The organism is Rhodovulum sp. MB263 (assembly GCF_002073975.1).
Classification (GTDB): Bacteria; Pseudomonadota; Alphaproteobacteria; order Rhodobacterales; family Rhodobacteraceae; genus Rhodovulum.
Genome location: NZ_CP020384.1, coordinates 2,573,366 through 2,590,532, shown reverse-complemented (window position 1 = coordinate 2,590,532; position 17,167 = coordinate 2,573,366). Strand labels below are relative to the sequence as shown.

15 protein-coding genes are annotated in these 17,167 nt (G+C 70.5%); 9 read left to right on the top strand and 6 right to left on the bottom strand.

What is annotated here, in order from left to right:
• The first annotated feature begins 2 nt into the window (after positions 1-2).
• From moaB to B5V46_RS12095, 3 genes are all read left to right on the top strand, one after another.
• Positions 3-545: a molybdenum cofactor biosynthesis protein B gene (moaB, locus tag B5V46_RS12105; protein ID WP_080616839.1), complete on the top strand. Its 543-nt coding sequence runs from the start codon at positions 3-5 to the stop codon at positions 543-545.
• Between the two features lie 126 nt (positions 546-671).
• Positions 672-2,135, top strand: coding sequence for an efflux RND transporter periplasmic adaptor subunit (locus tag B5V46_RS12100; RefSeq protein WP_080616838.1), 1,464 nt, complete (start codon positions 672-674; stop codon positions 2,133-2,135).
• Positions 2,136-2,139: 4 nt separating this feature from the next.
• Positions 2,140-5,535, top strand: coding sequence for an efflux RND transporter permease subunit (locus B5V46_RS12095; RefSeq protein WP_080616837.1), 3,396 nt, complete (start codon positions 2,140-2,142; stop codon positions 5,533-5,535).
• A 733-nt stretch (positions 5,536-6,268) separates the two neighbouring features.
• On the opposite strand, the gene B5V46_RS12085 is transcribed toward B5V46_RS12095, so the two are convergent.
• Positions 6,269-7,105, bottom strand: coding sequence for a protein-disulfide reductase DsbD domain-containing protein (locus B5V46_RS12085; RefSeq protein WP_080616835.1), 837 nt, complete (start codon positions 7,103-7,105; stop codon positions 6,269-6,271).
• A gap of 137 nt (positions 7,106-7,242) precedes the next feature.
• On the opposite strand from B5V46_RS12085, the gene B5V46_RS12080 reads away from it, so the two are divergent.
• The gene (locus B5V46_RS12080) at positions 7,243-7,800 is read left to right on the top strand and encodes a YqgE/AlgH family protein (protein WP_080616834.1); all 558 of its coding nucleotides are present in this window, start codon (positions 7,243-7,245) and stop codon (positions 7,798-7,800) included.
• Between the two features lie 49 nt (positions 7,801-7,849).
• On the opposite strand, the gene B5V46_RS12075 is transcribed toward B5V46_RS12080, so the two are convergent.
• Entirely contained in the window at positions 7,850-8,824 is a 975-nt protein-coding gene (locus B5V46_RS12075) for an L-threonylcarbamoyladenylate synthase (protein WP_080616833.1), read from the bottom strand.
• A gap of 126 nt (positions 8,825-8,950) precedes the next feature.
• Between B5V46_RS12075 and B5V46_RS12070 the strand changes: the two genes are divergently transcribed.
• The 3 genes from B5V46_RS12070 to B5V46_RS12060 all read left to right on the top strand — a co-directional run bounded on the left by B5V46_RS12070 (position 8,951) and on the right by B5V46_RS12060 (position 12,620).
• A complete protein-coding gene (locus B5V46_RS12070; protein ID WP_080616832.1) occupies positions 8,951-10,660 on the top strand; it encodes an acyl-CoA dehydrogenase in 1,710 nt (569 codons plus the stop codon).
• On the top strand, positions 10,657-11,709 hold the full coding sequence (locus B5V46_RS12065) for an MBL fold metallo-hydrolase (RefSeq protein WP_231119107.1): 1,053 nt from the start codon (positions 10,657-10,659) through the stop codon (positions 11,707-11,709). Before B5V46_RS12070 ends, B5V46_RS12065 begins: the two co-directional genes overlap by 4 nt.
• Positions 11,710-11,981: 272 nt before the next feature.
• The gene (locus tag B5V46_RS12060) at positions 11,982-12,620 is read left to right on the top strand and encodes a hypothetical protein (RefSeq protein ID WP_080616831.1); all 639 of its coding nucleotides are present in this window, start codon (positions 11,982-11,984) and stop codon (positions 12,618-12,620) included.
• A gap of 63 nt (positions 12,621-12,683) precedes the next feature.
• Here the strand turns inward: B5V46_RS12060 and B5V46_RS12055 are convergent, their stop codons facing one another.
• Both B5V46_RS12055 and B5V46_RS12050 read right to left on the bottom strand, forming a co-directional pair.
• Positions 12,684-13,001 (bottom strand): AzlD domain-containing protein, encoded by a 318-nt coding sequence (locus B5V46_RS12055; protein WP_231119106.1) that lies wholly within the window; start codon positions 12,999-13,001, stop codon positions 12,684-12,686.
• A 12-nt stretch (positions 13,002-13,013) separates the two neighbouring features.
• Positions 13,014-13,718, bottom strand: a complete 705-nt coding sequence (locus tag B5V46_RS12050) for an AzlC family ABC transporter permease (protein WP_080616829.1) — start codon at positions 13,716-13,718, stop codon at positions 13,014-13,016.
• Positions 13,719-13,798: 80 nt separating this feature from the next.
• Here B5V46_RS12050 and mobA point away from each other — a divergent pair, with 80 nt between their 5' ends.
• Both mobA and B5V46_RS12040 read left to right on the top strand, forming a co-directional pair.
• The gene (mobA, locus tag B5V46_RS12045; protein WP_080616828.1) at positions 13,799-14,407 is read left to right on the top strand and encodes a molybdenum cofactor guanylyltransferase MobA; all 609 of its coding nucleotides are present in this window, start codon (positions 13,799-13,801) and stop codon (positions 14,405-14,407) included.
• Complete coding sequence (locus B5V46_RS12040) at positions 14,404-15,321, top strand: hypothetical protein (RefSeq protein ID WP_080616827.1); 918 nt, start codon at positions 14,404-14,406, stop codon at positions 15,319-15,321. The genes mobA and B5V46_RS12040 overlap by 4 nt, the downstream gene beginning before the upstream one ends.
• Here the strand turns inward: B5V46_RS12040 and B5V46_RS12035 are convergent.
• Together B5V46_RS12035 and greA are read right to left on the bottom strand one after the other, a co-directional pair.
• Positions 15,302-16,354 carry a hypothetical protein gene (locus tag B5V46_RS12035; protein WP_080616826.1) on the bottom strand — a complete coding sequence of 351 codons (1,053 nt, stop codon included), beginning with the start codon at positions 16,352-16,354 and terminating at the stop codon, positions 15,302-15,304. The two genes, B5V46_RS12040 and B5V46_RS12035, sit on opposite strands and share 20 nt — an antisense overlap.
• A 25-nt stretch (positions 16,355-16,379) precedes the next feature.
• Positions 16,380-16,850 carry a transcription elongation factor GreA gene (gene greA / locus B5V46_RS12030; protein ID WP_080616825.1) on the bottom strand — a complete coding sequence of 157 codons (471 nt, stop codon included), beginning with the start codon at positions 16,848-16,850 and terminating at the stop codon, positions 16,380-16,382.
• Positions 16,851-17,167 lie beyond the last annotated feature (317 nt).

Sequence of the window (17,167 nt, the reverse complement as noted above, 5' to 3'; positions counted from 1 at the left end):
CCATGGCAGGCATCGACGAGAGCAAGGCCTTTGTGCCGGTCCGGATCGCGGTTCTCACCGTCTCGGATACCCGCAGCCTTGACGAGGACCGCTCGGGCCGGACGCTGGCCGACCGGATCGCGGCGGCAGGCCATATCCTCGCCGACCGCAGGATCCTGAAGGACGAGCGTGCCGAGATCGCGGCCCAGCTTCGCGCCTGGTGCGCCGATCCCGAAATCGACGTGGTGATCTCGACCGGGGGCACCGGGCTGACCGGGCGCGATGTCACCGTCGAGGCCCATCGCGATGTCTACGAGAAGGAGATCGAGGCCTTCGGGACGCTGTTCACGCTGGTCTCCTTCGGCAAGATCGGCACCTCGGCGGTCCAGAGCCGCGCCACGGGCGGCGTCGCCCAGGGCACCTATCTGTTCGCGCTGCCCGGCAGTACCGGCGCCTGCAAGGACGCCTGGGACGAGATCCTGGTGCATCAGCTCGACTATCGCCACCCGCCCTGCAATTTCGTCGAGATCTTTCCGCGACTCGACGAACACCGGCGACGGAAATAGGTGTACCCGACGTAGGGAATGCGCACCCCGTCGCGAATGTCCCGGCGGAACTGACGCCGGGCGCCGCGACCTCGGGTGCCGCGACCTGTGGCCTTGCGACCCGATGCGACGGGAAAGGACGGTTCGATGCGTTTCCTCCGCCGCAGCCTCACGGGGCTGTTCCTGCTGGCCGTGACGCTTGGGCTTCTGGCCTATGCGGCGGGGACGCTGCGTTCGGCCATCGAGACGCGTCTGGCCGACCGGCCCAAGGCGCCGCCCACGGCCGAGCGGGTCTTCTCGGTCAATGTCGTCCCGCTGCGCCCCCGGACCATGACGCCCGAGCTGACCGCCTTCGGCGAGATCCGCTCGCGCCGCAGCCTCGAGCTGCGGGCCGAGGCCAGCGGCCGGGTGGTCTATCTGCATCCCGCTTTCGAGGAGGGCGGGCGGGTCGCGGCGGGCGATCTGCTGCTTCGGGTCGATCCGGCCGATGCGACCTCGGCCCGGGATCTGGCGCGGGCCGATCTGAGCCAGGCCGAGGCCGATCTGGGCGACGCGAAGCGGCGGCTGGAGCTGGCCCATGACGAGCTGGCCGCGACCGAGCTGCAGGCCGGGTTGCGGCAGAAGGCGCTGGGGCGCCAGAAGGATCTGCGCGGGCGCGGGGTCGGCACCGATGCCGCGGTCGAAGAGGCCGAGCTGACCGCCGCCGCCGCCGATCAGGCGGTGGTGTCCCGGCGCCAGGCGCTGGCCCAGGCCGAGATCGGGCTCGAGACCGCTACGACCGGGCTGGCCCGTGCCCGGATCGCGCTGGCCGATGCCGAGCGCGCGCTGGCCGATACCGAGCTTTCCGCGGCCTTTTCCGGCACGCTGATCGATGTGAGCCTGGTCGAGGGCGGGCTGGTCGCGGCCAATGAACGGGTGGCCGATCTGATCGATGTCTCTGCGCTCGAGGCCGGAGTGCGGGTCTCGACCGCCGAGTTCAGCCGCCTGCTCGACGACAGGGGCGCGTTGCGGCCGCTGCCGGTGACGGTGACGCTCGATGTCTACGGGGCCAACCTGACCGCATGGGGGGTGCTGTCGCGCGAAAGCGGGGCGGTGCCAGATGGCCAGGTCGGGCGGCTGGTCTATGCCCGGCTGGACGACGCCCCGGGCTTTCGGCCGGGCGATTTCGTGACCCTCCGGGTCGAGGAGCCCGCGCTCGGGGATGTCATGGTCCTGCCTGCGGGCGCGCTTGACGCGGCGGGCGAGATCCTGGTGCTGGATGCCGGGGACCGGCTGGAGGCGGTGCCGGTGACGCTGTTGCGCCGCGAGGGCGACCGGGTGATCATCCGCGCGCCGGAGCTTGAGGGGCGCGAGGCTGTGGCCGAGCGCTCGCCGCTTCTGGGCGCGGGGATCAGGGTGCGCCCGCTGCGCCCCGGCGCCGCCGCCGAACCTGAGGACAGGACAGAGGCGACGGTCGCGCTCAGCCCCGAACGCCGCGCCGCGCTGATCGCCTTCGTCGAGACCAGCCCGGCCCTGCCGCAAGAGGCCCGCGCCCGGATCCGCGCCCAGCTCGACCAGCCGCTTGTGCCCGCGCAACTGGTCGAACGGCTCGAAACCCGGATGGGGGGCTAGGCCGGTGCCGGGGCGGGTCGCGAGCGCCGCGGGCGGGCTTCTGTCCTATTTCACCCGCCACCGGACGGCGGCGAACCTGCTATTGCTGCTGCTGATCGTGGCCGGCCTCTTTGCCGCGCCGCGGATGCGTGCTCAGTTCTTTCCCGACGTGATCGTCGAGACGGTCTCGGTCTCGGTGGTCTGGGAGGGCGCGGGGCCCGAAGAGGTCGATGCCGGGATCGTGCAACTCCTGGAACCGGAACTCCGCGCGGTCGAAGGGGTGGAAGAGACCACCTCGCAATCGCTCGAGGGGCGTGCGACCATCACCCTCGATTTCGAACCCGGCTGGGACATGGCCCGCGCCACCAATGACGTGCAGGCCGCGGTCGATGCCGAGACCGACCTGCCTGCCGAGACAGAGGAACCCGAGGTGACGCGCGGCGCCTGGCGCGACCGGGTGACCGATGTGGTGATCACCGGGCCGGTCGCGGTGGACCAGCTCGGGCGGCTCGCCGACGAGCTGGTCGACCGGCTGTTTGCGGCGGGCATCACCCGCAGCACGATCCGCGGCCTCGCCGCTCCCGAGACGCTGGTCGAGGTGCCCTCGATCGAGCTCATGCGCCATGACATCACCATGGCCGAGATCGCGGCCGCTTTGGCCGCCGAGGCCGAGACCGCGCCTGCGGGCGATGTCTCGGGCGGCAATACGAGGGTCCGGACCGGAATCGAGAAGCGCAGTGCGGCCAGCATCGCCGGCATCGTCCTGCGCTCCTATCCGGACGGCTCCAAGCTGACCGTGGGCGATCTGGCCGAGATCCGGGTCGAGGGCGCCGACCGCGAACGGGCCTATTTCGTCGGCCCCCACCCGGCGATCGCGCTTCGGATCGACCGCTCGGACCGGGGCGATGCCATCGAGATGGAGGCCGGGGTGCGGGCCGTTGTGGCCGGGATGACGCCGTCGCTGCCCGCGGGCGTGCATATCGATCTGATCCAGACCCAGGCCGATTACATCGCCGGGCGGCTCGACATCCTGCTTGGCAACGGGCTGATGGGGCTCGGGCTGGTGCTGGGGCTTCTGTTCCTCTTTCTCAATGCGCGCACCGCCTTCTGGGTGGCGGCGGGCATTCCGGTCGCGATGCTGGCCACCGCCGCGCTGATGTTCGCGGCCGGGATCACCATCAACATGATCTCGCTCTTCGCGCTGATCATCACCCTCGGGATCGTGGTTGACGATGCCATCGTGGTGGGCGAGCATGCCGATTTCCGCGCCCGCCATCTGGGCGAGCCGCCGGTCCTGGCCGCCGAGAATGCCGCCCGCCGGATGGCCGCGCCGGTCTTCTCGGCGACGCTGACCACCATCATCGCCTTCTATGCGCTGGTGGTGATCGGCGGGCGCATGGGGCATCTGATCGCCGATATTCCCTTCACCGTGATCGCGGTGCTGACCGCCTCGCTGCTGGAATGCTTCCTGATCCTGCCCAATCACATGGTCCATGCGCTGACGCATTCGGCGAAGGAGCATTGGTACGACTGGCCGTCGCGCCAGTTCAACCGGGGTTTCCTGTGGTTCCGCGAGGGCCCGTTCCGGCGGCTGATGCGGCTGGTGATCCGGGGCCGCTATCCGGTGATGGCGGGCTGCCTGCTGCTGCTGGCGCTGCAGGTGGCGGCGGTGATCCGGGGCGACGTGCCCTGGCGCTTCTTCAACGCCCCCGAAGAGCGCTCGGTCAGCGGCAATTTCATGATGCTCTCGGGTGCCGGGCGCGCCGATACCGCCGCGATGATGGCCGAGCTGCAGCGCGCGGCCGGGGCGGTCGGCGCGCGCTATGCGGCCCGATACGGCACCGATCCGGTGACCTATGCGCTGGCCGAGATCGGCGGCAATGCCGGGCGCGGGCTGGCCGGGGCCGAGATCAAGGACCCGGATCTCTTGGGCGCGATCTCGCTCGAGCTGATCGATGCCGATGCCCGGCCCTATTCCTCCTTCGACTTCGTGCGCGCGCTTCAGGACGAGGTGCGGCCCCATCCCAAGGTGGAAAGCCTCAGTTTTCGCAGCTGGAGGGCCGGGCCGGGGGGCGATGCGCTCGATGTCCAGTTCTTCGGCGCCGAGGCGCGGGTGCTTAAGGCCGCGGCCGAGAGGCTGAAGACCGAACTCGCACGTTTTGGCGAGGTCTCGGCGCTGGAGGACAGCCTGGCCTATGACAAGGAAGAGGCGGTGCTGGAGCTGACCGCCCAGGGCGCGGCGCTGGGGGTCACCATCGAGGATCTGGGCCGGGTGCTGCGGCACCGCATCAACGGGATCGAGGCCGCGACCTATCCCGAGGGCCCGCGCTCGGCCACGATCCGGGTCGAGCTGCCCGAGGCCGAACTGACCGCCGATTTCCTCGACCGGATGCAGGTGCGCAGCCCCGATGGCATCTACCTGCCGCTGGCCGATCTGGTGACGGTCGAGCGCCGCACCGGCTTTTCCTCGGTCCGGCGCGAAAACGGGCTGCGGGTGGTCACGGTCACCGGCGATCTGTCCGAGGACGACCCGGCGCGTGCCGCCGCGATCTCGGCCGAGCTGAAAGAGGCGATCCTGCCCGGGATCGAGCGCGATCTGGGCGTGTCCTGGCGGCTGGGCGGGCTGTCGGAACAGGAACGCGACTTTCTTGCCGATGCGCGGCTGGGCTTCGGGCTGTGCCTCGTCGGGATCTATCTGGTGCTGGCCTGGATCTTCTCGAGCTGGAGCCGGCCGCTGGCGGTGATGGCGATCGTTCCCTTCGGGCTGGTCGGGGCGATCTGGGGGCATGCGCATTGGGATGTGCCGCTGTCGATGTTCTCGGTGGTCGGGCTGATCGGGATGACCGGCATCATCATCAACGATTCCATCGTGTTGGTCGGGACGGTCGATGAATATGCCGAGAGGCGGGCGCTGGTGCCGGCCATCGTCGATGCCGCGGCCGACCGGCTGCGGCCGGTGCTGCTGACGACCCTGACCACCGTTCTGGGGCTCGCGCCGCTGCTGTTCGAGACCTCGCAGCAGGCGCAGTTCCTCAAGCCGACGGTGATCACGCTGGTCTATGGGCTCGGTTTCGGGGTCGGGCTGGTGCTTCTGGTGGTGCCGTCGCTGCTGGCGATCGGGCAGGATGTCGGGCTGTCGCTGCGGGCGTTGCGCCGCGCGCTGGGGCCTCGCGGGCGTCGGGCGCTGCCGGTGCTTGCCGCCATGGCGCTGGCGCTGGCCCTGGTCTTCGCCGCGACGCTTCTGCCGGTTCTGGCGACCGGAAGGCTGCCCGGGGGACTGCTGGCCATATTGCCGCCGCTCGGGAGGGTGTCGCCCGCGGCGGCTGCCCTGATCCTGTTTCTTGCCGGGAGCGGGCTGGCAGCACTGGCGGTCGCGGTGCTGGCCCGGTCCTTGCGGCGGCCCGGCGCGACGGATCTCTAGCTGTCTGATCCCGGGGCTTGATCCCGCGATCCTGTCGGGGGAGGGAGGCCCCCATGGGACAAGCTCGTCGCGGCTTCGCGCCGCGTCGTACCTGCCCCCTGATCGCTCTCTGAACCTGCCCGGATCTCGTCAGCCGGCCTGCACCCGAACGGCTGATGAGATGCGGGCATGGCGGAACATGACATATTGCCCATGAACGACGGCCACGAGATGGCCCATGATCGACGGGCGCCTCTGCCAGACAGGTCGGGCGAGAGGGGGAGGGATGAGGAAACTGCCCGGGGGAGGCTTCGCCTGACAAGGGAACAGGGCGCTTTCGGCCGTGACCGGGGCGACGGGGCGCCCGATGACGCTCTGCATGTTGGGCGGACGGGCGCGCGATGGCGGGGGCATCTGCGCCTCCAAGCCATCTGCCAGGCGCCGATCGGGGCCTGGCAGGCCGGAACCATCCCGCGGGCTGGCTGAGGGAAAGCTTGAAGGACGGGAAGAGACGGGCCTGCATTCCCTGCAGGAGGGGCACGGGGCGGCGGTGAGGCAGGACAAGCGGCGGTAGAGATGGCGCGACCGCATCGCGCCTCATGTCTGGCCGGTTGAAGGGTTGGCGCTGCGTTGGCGCCCGGTCTGAGCGCTGCCCGGAGCCCTTTCTCGGCCATTCGGCGCCCGGGAGGGGCCGACCGCACCCGCCAGCGGGGGAAACGGCCGGGCAGGGGGGCTTCCGGGCGGCGCGCGGCGATCAGTGCGCGGCGTCGCAGCCCCGGATGTCGATGGCACGGTCCCGGCCCAGCAGTGTGATCCGGATGGCCGAGCGGTCCAGCGCGAAGGGGGTGCCATCGGCCGGAACCATGTCCGAACGCGCGACCAGCGTTCCGCCCTCGCGCGCGATCTCGCTCTGGGCCACCCAGATCGTCGGGTCGGGCAGCTCGAACACGGCCGCTTCGCTGCCGCCGAGCGGGGGGACCTCGATCCGTGCGGTCAGCCGCAGCCCGTCGGAAATCGGTGCGATCTCGCAGGTGACCCGTCCGACCCGGGCGGTGCGGGCGTCGAGCGGCCGGCTGGCCAGAGCGGCGCGGATCGGCTCGGCCCGGCTTGCATCGGGCAGCCGCCGGTCGAGCTGAAGCTCCATCGGCATGCAGATATCCTGGCAGACCCCCAGATCGATCCGGGCGCGCAGCTCCATCGGCCGTCCCGGATCGGCGGGGGTCAGCTCGATCGGCAGCACCACGTCCTCGACATAACCGATGCTGCGTATCCCGTTCGACGAGAAGATCCGCGGCCGGGGCCAGTGCAGTTTCACCGCCGCCAGATTGGACGAGCCGCGCCAGTCGAAGCTGGGCGGGATGCCGGCATCGCCGGGCGCGCGCCAATAGGTCTTCCAGCCCGGGGCCAGGCGCAGATGCAGCCCGGCCATGTAGGTGCCGCGCTCGGTCTGCCAGCCCGGCAGGATCTCTGCCTGCAGAACGCCGTCCTGCCGCGAGGCGGTTTCGGCGGCGACCGGGGCCGGGGCGGCGGTCGCGCAAAGGGCCGCGAGCATCAGCGCGACGGCCCGGGAAGCGAAAAGGTATCTTGCCATGGCGCAGAAGATAGGCGCTTCGCGCCCGGCGCGGAATCACAAAGCGGCGAGAGCCCGCCGGAATTCGTTTCCGTTGCCCTTGCGTCCGCGCGGATGGGGGCACATGCTGGGCAAGACAGGCGAATGGAAAGGACCCGATGCAGCTTGGAGGAAAGCTCCTGATCGCGATGCCCGGCATGGGCGACCCGCGCTTCGAGCGAAGCGTGGTCTATCTCTGCGCCCATTCCGACGAGGGCGCGATGGGGCTCATCGTCAACAAGCCGCTCAGCGAAATATCGTTTTCCGACCTGCTCGATCAGCTCGAGATCGACCGCAGCCCCGGGGCGCAGGATATCCGCGTGCATTTCGGCGGACCGGTCGAGCATGCACGGGGGTTCGTGCTGCATTCGGGCGATTACCGGACGAAGCGCGATACCACGCTGCGGGTCGATTCCGATTTCGGCATGACCGCCACGCTCGATATTCTCGAGGCCATCGCCCAGGGCGACGGGCCCTCCGAATCCCTGCTGGCGCTGGGCTATGCCGGCTGGGGGCCGGGGCAGCTCGAGGGCGAGATCCTCCAGAATGGCTGGCTGACCTGCGATGCCAGGCCCGGGCTGGTCTTCGGCGGCGCAGATGCCCAGAAATGGGAACGCGCGCTGCGGGCCATGGGCGTCGACCCGCTGGTGCTGTCTTCCGCCGCCGGGCGGGCCTGAACCGCCGGGCGCGCGGGCTTTCACTTTCGGCTTTCACGCGCGCTGCGGGTCAGGCCGCGCCCGGTCGCGGTGCGGCGGCGCGGCGCAGCCGGTCATTGATCGCACGGCCAAGCCCGCGCTCGGGGATGGGAGCGACGGCGATGACCCCGGACGGGGCGACCCGGGCGTCGAGCAGGCGCAGCGCGTGGAACAGCGCGGCCGCGGCCTCGACCAGATCGCCCGAGGGCGACAGGTTCAGCGCCGCGCCCGCGCAATCGGGGCCGAAGCCCAGCCAGAGGCCCTGTTCGGGCGCGGTCGTGGCGTTCAGAACGACGCGTGCGCCCGGCGCGTAATGCGAGCCGAGCTGGCCCGGCGCGCTGATCCCGGCGCTCTCCTCCCGGGCTGCAGGCGGCCGGCCGAGGCAGGCCTCTATCGCCTCGATGGGCAGACCGCCCGGTCTGAGCAGAACAGGGACCGCATCATCATCGGCAGGTAGGCCTAGGATCGTCGATTCCACGCCGACCGGACAGGCGCCGCCCTCGACCACTGCCGCGATCCGCTGTCCGAGACCCTCGATCACGTGATCGGACCGGGTCGGGCTGACTGCCCCCGAGACATTGGCCGAGGGCGCGGCGACCGGTCCGCCGAAAGCTGACAGAACGCCCTGCGCGACCGGATGGTCGGGCACCCGCAGCGCCACCGTGGGCAGCCCCGCGCTGACCAGGGGCGACAGCCCCGCTTCGGGCCGGAGCGGCAGCACCAGCGTCAGCGCACCGGGCCAGAACGCCTCGGCCAGCCGCAGCGCGCTGTCGGAAAAGACCGCAAGCCGGCGGGCTGCCGCGAGGTCGGGCAGATGCACGATCAGCGGATTGAAGCGGGGCCGTCCCTTGGCCTCGAAGATCTGCGCCACCGCGCGGTCGTTGCGGGCATCGGCGCCGAGCCCGTAGACGGTTTCCGTGGGCAGCGCGACCAGTTGCCCGTCGGCCAGCAGGGTCGCGGCCCGGGCCAGCCCCTGCGAATCGGGTCTCAGCAATTCGGCGCTCATCTGCGGTTCCCTTACGTTGCGTTTGCGCTTGATGGGACGAGGCGTTCGGTTACCTTCTGCCCAGGAAACAGGCGGTCAGATACAGCCGCGAAGCGATCCCGGCAAGCGGCGACAAAGGAGACAGCCATGGCATACCGAGCCCCGGTGGAGGAAATCCGGTTCATTCTCGAGCATGTGGCGGGCCTTCCCGATGTCGTGGCGACCGAGCGTTTCGCCGAAGCCACGGACGATGTCACCGCCGCGATCCTCGACGGCGCGGGGCGGCTCTGCGACGAGGTGCTGGCGCCGCTGCAACGGCCCGGGGACCTGCACCCGGCGCGGCTTGAAAACGGCGTGGTCCGGACCTCGCCCGGTTATGCCGAGGGGTATCGCGCCATCGCCGAGGGCGGCTGGGTGGCGCTGTCGGCACCGGCCGAGCATGGCGGGATGGGGCTGCCGACGGCCCTGTCGACGGCGGTCAACGACATGATGAGCGGCGCCTGCCTGTCCTTGCAGCTGAACCCGCTGCTGACCCAGGGCCAGATCGAGGCGCTGTGCCACCATGCCAGCGACGAGATCCAGGCGCTGTATTTGCCGAAGCTGATCGCGGGGGAGTGGTCGGGCACGATGAACCTGACCGAGGCGCAGGCCGGCTCGGATGTCGGCGCGCTGAAGACCCGGGCGGTGCCCAATGGCGACGGCACCTATGCGGTCACCGGCCAGAAGGTCTACATCACCTGGGGCGATGCGGATTTCATGGAGAACGTGATCCATCTGGTGCTGGCGCGGCTGCCCGACGCGCCCGAGGGCACCAGAGGGATCAGCCTGTTTCTGGTGCCGCGCAATCTGCCCGATGCCGAGGGACGTCCTGGACCTGCCAATGGCGTGAAGGTCATCAGCCTCGAGCACAAGCTGGGCCTGCATGGCAGCCCGACCGCGCTGATGGATTTCGACGGCGCCACCGGCTGGATGGTGGGCGCGCCCAACAAGGGCATGGCGGGGATGTTCACGATGATGAACAATGCCCGGCTCGGGGTCGGCGCCCAGGGCGTGGGTGTGGCCGAGGCCGCGTTCCAGCAGGCGCTGGCCTATGCGGGCGAGCGCCGGCAGGGGCCGACGCCCTTGGGGGACGGGCCGATCATCGGTCATGCCGATGTGCGCCGGATGCTCGCCGGGATGAAGGCCGAGATCTTCGCGGCCCGGGCCATCGCGCTGTCCTGCGCGGTGGCGGCCGACATGGCTGCGGCCACCGGCGAGCCCGACTGGACCGCGCGCGCGGCCTTCCTGACCCCGATCGCCAAGACCTGGGGCACCGAGGTCGGCATGGAGGTCGCCCAGCAGGGCGTGCAGGTCCATGGCGGCATGGGCTTCATCGAGGAAACCGGCGCCGCGCAATATCTGCGCGATGTGCGGGTGACGGCGATCTACGAGGGCACCAACGGCATCCAGGCGATGGATCTGGTCGGGCGCAAGCTCGGCGATGGCGGCGAGGCCGCCTGGCGCCTGCTGGAAGAGGTCGAGCAGACCGCCGAAGCCGCGCGCGAGGCCTTCCCCGATCTCGCGCGCGAGCTCTGGACCGCGGCCGAGGCGCTGCGCGATGCGACCGAATGGATGCTGAGCCAGGAGATGACCGACCGCTTTGCCGGGGCGGTGCCCTTCCTGCGCGGCTGGGCCCGGGTTCTGGGCGCGCATCTGCACCTGTCGGCGGCGCTGGCCGAGGGCGGCGAGGGGCCGCGCAGCGTGCTGGCGCGGGTCTTCATCCGCCGGATGCTGCCCGAACATGGCTCGGCGCTGGCGGCGGCCCGCGCGGGCGCAGGCGATCTTTACGCCTTGTCCGACGCGGCGCTCTCGGCGTGAGGGACGGCCGCTTCGCGCCGGTCCGGACCCCGTTCGAGACCCCGCCCGGCGAGGGCGAGGCGGTCGAGATCGCCGAGGGCGTGCTCTGGATGCGGCTGCCGCTGCCCTCGCCGCTGAAGCATGTCAATGTCTTCGCGCTGGATGACGGGGAGGGCTGGACGCTGGTCGATACCGGGCTGTCGACCGGCCGCAGCCGCGCGATCTGGGCCGCGCTCCTGGCCGGGCCGCTTGGCGGGCGCCCGGTCGGGCGGGTGATCCTGACCCATCACCACCCCGACCATGTCGGGCTTGCGGGCTGGTTCCAGTCCGAGGCCGGGGCCGAGCTCTGGACCAGCCGCACCGCCTGGCTGTTCGCGCGGATGCTGACGCTTGACGAACAGGCACGGCCGCGGCCCGAGACGCTTGAATTCTACCGTGGCGCCGGGATGGATCCCGCACTACTGGCCGAGCGCGCGGCCGAACGGCCGTTCAACTTCGCCGATGTGGTGGCGCCGATGCCGCTTGGCTTCCGGGCGCTGGCCGAGGGCGACCGGATCAGCGCGGGCGGGCGCGACTGGGATGTGCGGCTGGGCGAGGGGCATGCGCCCGACCATGTCACGCTCTGGAGCCGCTACGACAGCCTGGTGATCGGCGGCGATCAGCTTCTGCCCTCGATCTCGCCCAATCTCGGGGTCTATGCCACCGAACCCCTGAACGATCCGGTCGCGGGCTGGCTGGAAAGCTGTACCCGGCTTGCCGCCCATGCCCGCGAGGATCATCTGGTCCTGCCGGGCCACAAGCTGCCCTTCACCGGCCTGCCGACCCGGCTGGTGCAACTGATCGAGAACCATCACGGCGTGCTGGCGCGGCTGCTCGAGGCGCTGGCCGGGGAGCGCACCGCCTGCGACTGTTTCGGCGTGCTCTACCGGCGCGAGATCGGCGCGGCCGAATACGGGCTCGCGCTGGCCGAGGCGGTCGGGCATCTCAATCACCTCTACCTGACCGGCCGCGCGACCCGGCGGCGGCGGTCGGACGGGGCCTGGCTTTACCGCCGGAGCGGGGCGGCCTGAGCCCCTCTGGTGCAGGCGGGCGTGGGCGGAATGCCACGCCGGGATGCCGGAATGCCCTGTTGCCCCGGCTTCGAGGTGACAGCCGCGCGCCGCTCGACTAGGGTGCCGCGCAGCAGACAGGCAGGGGACTTCGTGGGCATGGCAGCTTCTTCTACCGGTGCATTGCACCTGTCGGGAAGACGAGCCGCGCGCCATTCCCGTCCTGTCCTTCCCTCATCTGCCGCGCGCCCGGGCCCGCCCCGGGACGAGCCGCTCATCCCCGGTTTTTGCCAATGTTCCGTTTTCTGATTGCCTGCCTGCTTCCGCTGTTCCTGCTCGGCTGCGGCGCCCAGTCCGTCTGGGCCCCCGACGCGGATGTCGCCCGCGCCGCCTATCGCGACAAGGCCCCGCCCTCGATCACGCTTTACACCATGGTCAACAACCGCTCGGGCGCGGGGGCTCATTCCGCGCTGATGATCAATGCCAGCCAGCGGGTCATGTTCGATCCGGCCGGAAGCTGGTGGCACCGCATGGCGCCCGAGCGCAATGACGTGATCTATGGCATGACGCCGACGATGCTGGACTTCTACATCGATTACCATGCCCGCGAGACCTATCATGTCGTCGAGCAGACCGTGCAGGTCACGCCCGAACTGGCCGAGCAGGCGCTGCGTATCGTGCAGGGCTATGGCGCGGTGCCCAAGGCGATGTGCGCCCGCTCGACGAGCAACGTGCTGAACCAGCTGCCGGGCTTCGAGAGCATCCCGCATACGCTGCGGCCGAATGCGGTGATGACGGCCTTCGGCAAGCTGCCCGGGGTCACCACCCGCAAGATCTACGATGACGATCCGGACGAACATGAAGAACTTTTGCGCGAACAGCAGCGCGCCCGGTTCGACAAGCTGGTCGAGGGGATCGTCGAGGGCCGCTGAGGCCCGGAGCCCGGGACTGGCGCGGGGCTGTTTGCCCGCGCCGCCCGGTCCGGCCCGGAAATCTCAGCCCAGCAGGAACAGCAGCCCGTAAAGCGTGGCGGCGCCCGCGCCGATCGCGGCGATCACCGATTTCCGCCACCAGCCGACCGCGACGGTGACGATGGCCGCCGTCAGCCGGGCCGGATCCGGGTCGCCGCCGGTCGCCTGTGGCCAGGCCACGGCAGGGGCGACCAGCGCGGGCAGCACTGCCACCGGCGTGTAGCGCAGATGCCGCAGCAGCCAGTCCGGCAACTGCCGCCCGCCCATCGCGCCGAGGAAGGAGAACCGCAACAGGAAGGTGCCGACCCCGAGTATGACGATGATCGCCCAGGTCTCTGCCATGCTCCAGTCCATCTAGCGCGCTCCCATCCGGCGTTCGGTCTCGGCCCCGACCGCCATGCCCGCGCCTGCCGCGATGATGAGCCCCAGATTGTAGGGCTGCCCGGCGAAGACCAGCGACAGCAGGACCGAGCTGCCTGCGGCCGCGACATGGGCGGGCGTGCGCAGCGCCGGGGCGACCATCGCGAGGAAGGTGATCGGCAGCGCGAAATCCAGCGCGAATTCCGGCGGGATGCTGCGCCCGACCAGGGCTCCGACCAGGGTCATGCCGTACCAGGTGGGCAGCAGCGGGGTGACCGCACCGGCATAGAAGGCCATCCGCTCGGCCACGCCCATTTCGGGGCGGGCCTCGAAGCGGGCATGCGCGACGGCATAGGTCTGATCGAACAGCGCATAGGCCACAAGGGCGCGCTGCCAGAGCGGCGCGGGCCCGAGATAGGGCGTCAGCGAGGCCGAATACATCGCCATTCGCATGTTCACCGCCAGCGCGGTCAGGATGACGACGGCTGCAGGGGCGTTCTCGGCCATGAGCTGTACCGCCGAGAACTGTGCCGCGCCCGCGACCACCACCACCGAAAAGCCCATCACCTCGGGCAGGGCAAATCCGGCCTCGGTCGCCACCACGCCGAACAGCAGTGCGAAGGGCACGATCACCAGAAGGAAGGGCGCGCTTTGGGTCAGGCCGGTCAGATAGGCGGATTTCCGGGTGGAGACGGGCATGGCGGGGGACTAGTCTTGGGGCTGGTCCGTCAGGCGTAAGGGGCTGATGGAAAGGATGCAATCGCAAAACCGGAGGTGGAATGCGGATCTTCGGAACGATATTGGCGGGCGGGCAGGGGCGTCGGCTGGGCGGCGTCGACAAGGCGCTTCTCCGGCTTGGCGACGAGACCCTGCTGGCCCGCGCGGTCGCCCGGCTCGGGCCGCAGGTCGAGATGCTGGCGCTGAGCGCGAACGGTCCCGAGGCGGCCTATCGCGCCGCCGGGCTGGGGCGGGAGGATGCCGTTCTGCCCGACCCGCCGCCCGGCGATCAGGGGCCGCTGGCGGGCGTTCTGGCCGGGCTTGACTGGGCCCGGGCGGGCGGGGCCGACTGGCTGGTGACGGCGGCCGTCGACACGCCCTTTCTGCCCTGCGATCTGGTGCCCCGGCTGCTTCTGGCGGCCGAAACCGCCGGAACCGGGATGGCAATTGCGGCCAGCGGCGGGCGGCGGCATCCGACGGCGGCGCTCTGGCCGGTGGGGTTTCGGGAGGCGCTGGCCGCCGAGCTCGCGGGCGGGCTTCGCAGGCTTGGCGCCTTCGGTGTGGCGCGTGGCGCAGCCCTGGCCGAGTTTCCGGTCGGTCCCGGCCCCGATCCGTTCTTCAACATCAACACGGCCGGGGATCTTGCTTCGGCCGGGGCGGCGCTGGGATGAGCGCGCCCGATACCGTCATCATGGCAGACTGGTCGGCCCGCTCGGGTCATTCTCCGGCCCGGCCCACGGCCGATGCGATCTGGATCGCGGTCGCGCGCCGGGACGAGACGACCGTGACGGCCTATTTTCGCAGCCGTACCGGCGCCGAGGCGGCGCTGGCCGATCTTCTGGACGAGGAATGCCGCGCCGGCCGGCGGGTCTTGCTGGGGGTCGATTTCGCCTTCGGCTATCCGGCGGGCTTTGCCGGGGCGCTGACCGGCACGGCTTCGGCGCGGGCGGTCTGGGCCTGGCTTGCGGCCCGGCTGGAAGACGGCCCGGACAATCGCAACAGCCGGTTCGAACTGGCCGATGCGATCAACGCGGCCCTGCCCGGAGGCGGGCCGTTCTGGGGTTGCCCGGCGGCCCGGGCGGCAAGGCTTGGCTCTCTGAGCGCCACGCGCCCGGAAGGGACCGTCTTCGCGCCGCATCGGCGGGTCGAGCGGATGCTGCGTGAGCGCGGCGGCCCCGGACAGGCGGTCAAGAGCGTCTGGCAGCTTTATGGCGCGGGGGCTGTCGGCTCGCAGGTTCTGGTCGGGCTGCCGATGCTGCACCGGCTGGCCGGGCGGTTCGGGGCCGCTCTGTCGGTCTGGCCCTTCGAGCCGGTGGAGGCGCCGGTCACCCTGGCCGAGATCTATCCGGCGATGATCGGCCCGGAGGTGGCCGGGGCGCTGGCGGCGCGGCCCGGACAGATCCTTGACGAGGTCCAGATGCGGCTGATGGCCGAAGCGGTGCTGGCGGCTGAGGAAGAGGGCGAGCTTGATGCGCTGCTGGCCGCGCCCTGCGTGCCGGAGCTGGCCGAGGAGGCCTGGATCCTCGGGGCGGTCGCGCCCGGGCGGCTGCGCACCCTGGCCGGGCTCAGCCGAACATGCCGGTGACGCGGCCGAGCAGCATGAAGGCGCGGGCGGTGCGGGTTTCGGCCAGATCGGTCAGGTCCTGATCGCTGGCGACGGCCTCGAACTCGACCAGCACCCGGTCGAACTGGCGCAGGAAGTGATGCGCCACGTCGCGGAAGATCGGGTCCTGCTTCATCCGCGCGGCGGTCAGCGCAAGACATGAGCGGTCGCGCACGCCTCCCAGCGCCGAGACCGGCAACCCGCGTTCGCCCTGGGCGAAGCGACGCCAGATCTCGGGACGGGCACGGTCGGGCTGCAGGTCGTCCATGTAGATCCCCTCCTCGCTGAGGAGGGTCAGGATGTCCTGGGCCGAACGCACCAGCTTGGCCGCGATTCGGTCGTCGAGCGCGCGGCGCAGCGCCCGGAACCCGGCCCGGTCCGAGGCGTTCTCGGGGAAGTTCAGCGCCCGCACGAATTCCTCGGTGGTCAGCGGCGGAACCTCTTCGGGAATGCCGTCGAGCGCGAGTTTCGGTTGCTGGTCGGAGGCGACCCTGGCCGGACGGGGAGGGGCAGGGGGAGGAGCGGGCGGCTGGCCCCCGGCCCGGACCGGGACCGGCGCCTCGGCGGTTTCGGCGGCGCGGTCGCGCCGGGTCGCGAATGTGGCGATCGCGTCCTGGGTTTCGCGCTGGGCGCGGGCCAGATCCTCGATTCGCTTCTCCATCGAGGGGCGGTTGTCCAGGCCCGGGCCCTGCTGTTGCTGCAGATAGGCCAGCCGCAGCGCATCTGCCGCGGCCTGCAGCCGGACGGCTTCCTCGCGCAGCATCCGCGCGGTGCGCGCGCCCTGGGCCAGGACCCAGATCAGCCCGACCGGCAGCGTCACCGCCAGGACCGCGACGACGGTGCCGAACGCGCCGCCCTCAGCGGCGCTGTCGGACCCGGCCAGGATCGCGAGCGACAGGCCGAGCCAGGTCAGGCTCAGCAGCCCGGCGACGAGCTCGATCCGGGACAGCCCGCCGCGGCGGCCTGCCGCGAGGAGCCCGGTATCGAACGGCTTCTTGGTATCGCTTTCCGCCATGCCAGCGGTCCCGTCGGAGTTGATGTCAGATATAGCGGATGCTGAGCACCTCGTAGCTGCGCTCGCCTCCGGGCGTGCGCACCTCGACGCTGTCGCCTTCTTCCTTGCCGATCAGCGCGCGGGCCAGCGGCGACTTGATGTTGAGCAGGCCCTTCTCGATATCGGCCTCGGCCTCACCGACGATCTGATAGGTCTTCTCTTCGTCGGTATCCTCGTCGACAAGCGTCACCGTGGCGCCGAACTTGATCGGACCCGAGAGCTTGGCCGGGTCGATCACCTCGGCGCGCGACAGAAGCGCCTCGATTTCCTTGATGCGGCCCTCGATGAAGCTCTGCTTTTCGCGGGCGGCATGGTATTCGGCGTTTTCCGACAGGTCGCCATGTTCGCGTGCTTCGGCGATCGCCCGGATCACGGCGGGACGCTCGACGCTTTTCAGCGTCTTGAGTTCTTCGTCGAGCGCGGTGCAGCCCGCGCGGGTCATGGGTATCTTTTCCATAGGACTCTTCGGACAGTTTACATGATTACATGACAGACGGCGGGCCGCAGGGGGCCCGCCGTCTTGTGGGGGTCGCTTTACCCTGACCGGAGAGGGGAGGCAATTGCAAGAGGCGAAAGCTTTGTCCCCGCACCGGGCCCCGGGTCAGGCCCGCGCCGTCGCCGAGCTGTCCCTGCGCCGTTCCCGGGACGGGATCCGGGCGAAACGGGACCCGACCCGCGACAGGCTGTTCGCACAGACTATTCGTTTTCATATGCCGCGCTGCCGCGAAATGATCTTGCCGAACAATTGATTTGACCGTGCTGCTGAGTTAACGG

Bases quoted from the DNA above. Each gene is read 5' to 3' on its own strand.
- moaB (WP_080616839.1), top strand. From the start codon at position 3: ATGGCAGGCATCGACGAGAGCAAGGCCTTTGTGCCGGTCCGGATCGCG.
- B5V46_RS12100 (WP_080616838.1), top strand. From the start codon at position 672: ATGCGTTTCCTCCGCCGCAGCCTCACGGGGCTGTTCCTGCTGGCCGTG.
- B5V46_RS12085 (WP_080616835.1), bottom strand. From the start codon at position 7,105: ATGGCAAGATACCTTTTCGCTTCCCGGGCCGTCGCGCTGATGCTCGCG.
- B5V46_RS12080 (WP_080616834.1), top strand. From the start codon at position 7,243: ATGCAGCTTGGAGGAAAGCTCCTGATCGCGATGCCCGGCATGGGCGAC.
- B5V46_RS12075 (WP_080616833.1), bottom strand. From the start codon at position 8,824: ATGAGCGCCGAATTGCTGAGACCCGATTCGCAGGGGCTGGCCCGGGCC.
- B5V46_RS12070 (WP_080616832.1), top strand. From the start codon at position 8,951: ATGGCATACCGAGCCCCGGTGGAGGAAATCCGGTTCATTCTCGAGCAT.
- B5V46_RS12060 (WP_080616831.1), top strand. From the start codon at position 11,982: ATGTTCCGTTTTCTGATTGCCTGCCTGCTTCCGCTGTTCCTGCTCGGC.
- B5V46_RS12055 (WP_231119106.1), bottom strand. From the start codon at position 13,001: ATGGCAGAGACCTGGGCGATCATCGTCATACTCGGGGTCGGCACCTTC.
- B5V46_RS12050 (WP_080616829.1), bottom strand. From the start codon at position 13,718: ATGCCCGTCTCCACCCGGAAATCCGCCTATCTGACCGGCCTGACCCAA.
- mobA (WP_080616828.1), top strand. From the start codon at position 13,799: ATGCGGATCTTCGGAACGATATTGGCGGGCGGGCAGGGGCGTCGGCTG.
- B5V46_RS12040 (WP_080616827.1), top strand. From the start codon at position 14,404: ATGAGCGCGCCCGATACCGTCATCATGGCAGACTGGTCGGCCCGCTCG.
- B5V46_RS12035 (WP_080616826.1), bottom strand. From the start codon at position 16,354: ATGGCGGAAAGCGATACCAAGAAGCCGTTCGATACCGGGCTCCTCGCG.
- greA (WP_080616825.1), bottom strand. From the start codon at position 16,850: ATGGAAAAGATACCCATGACCCGCGCGGGCTGCACCGCGCTCGACGAA.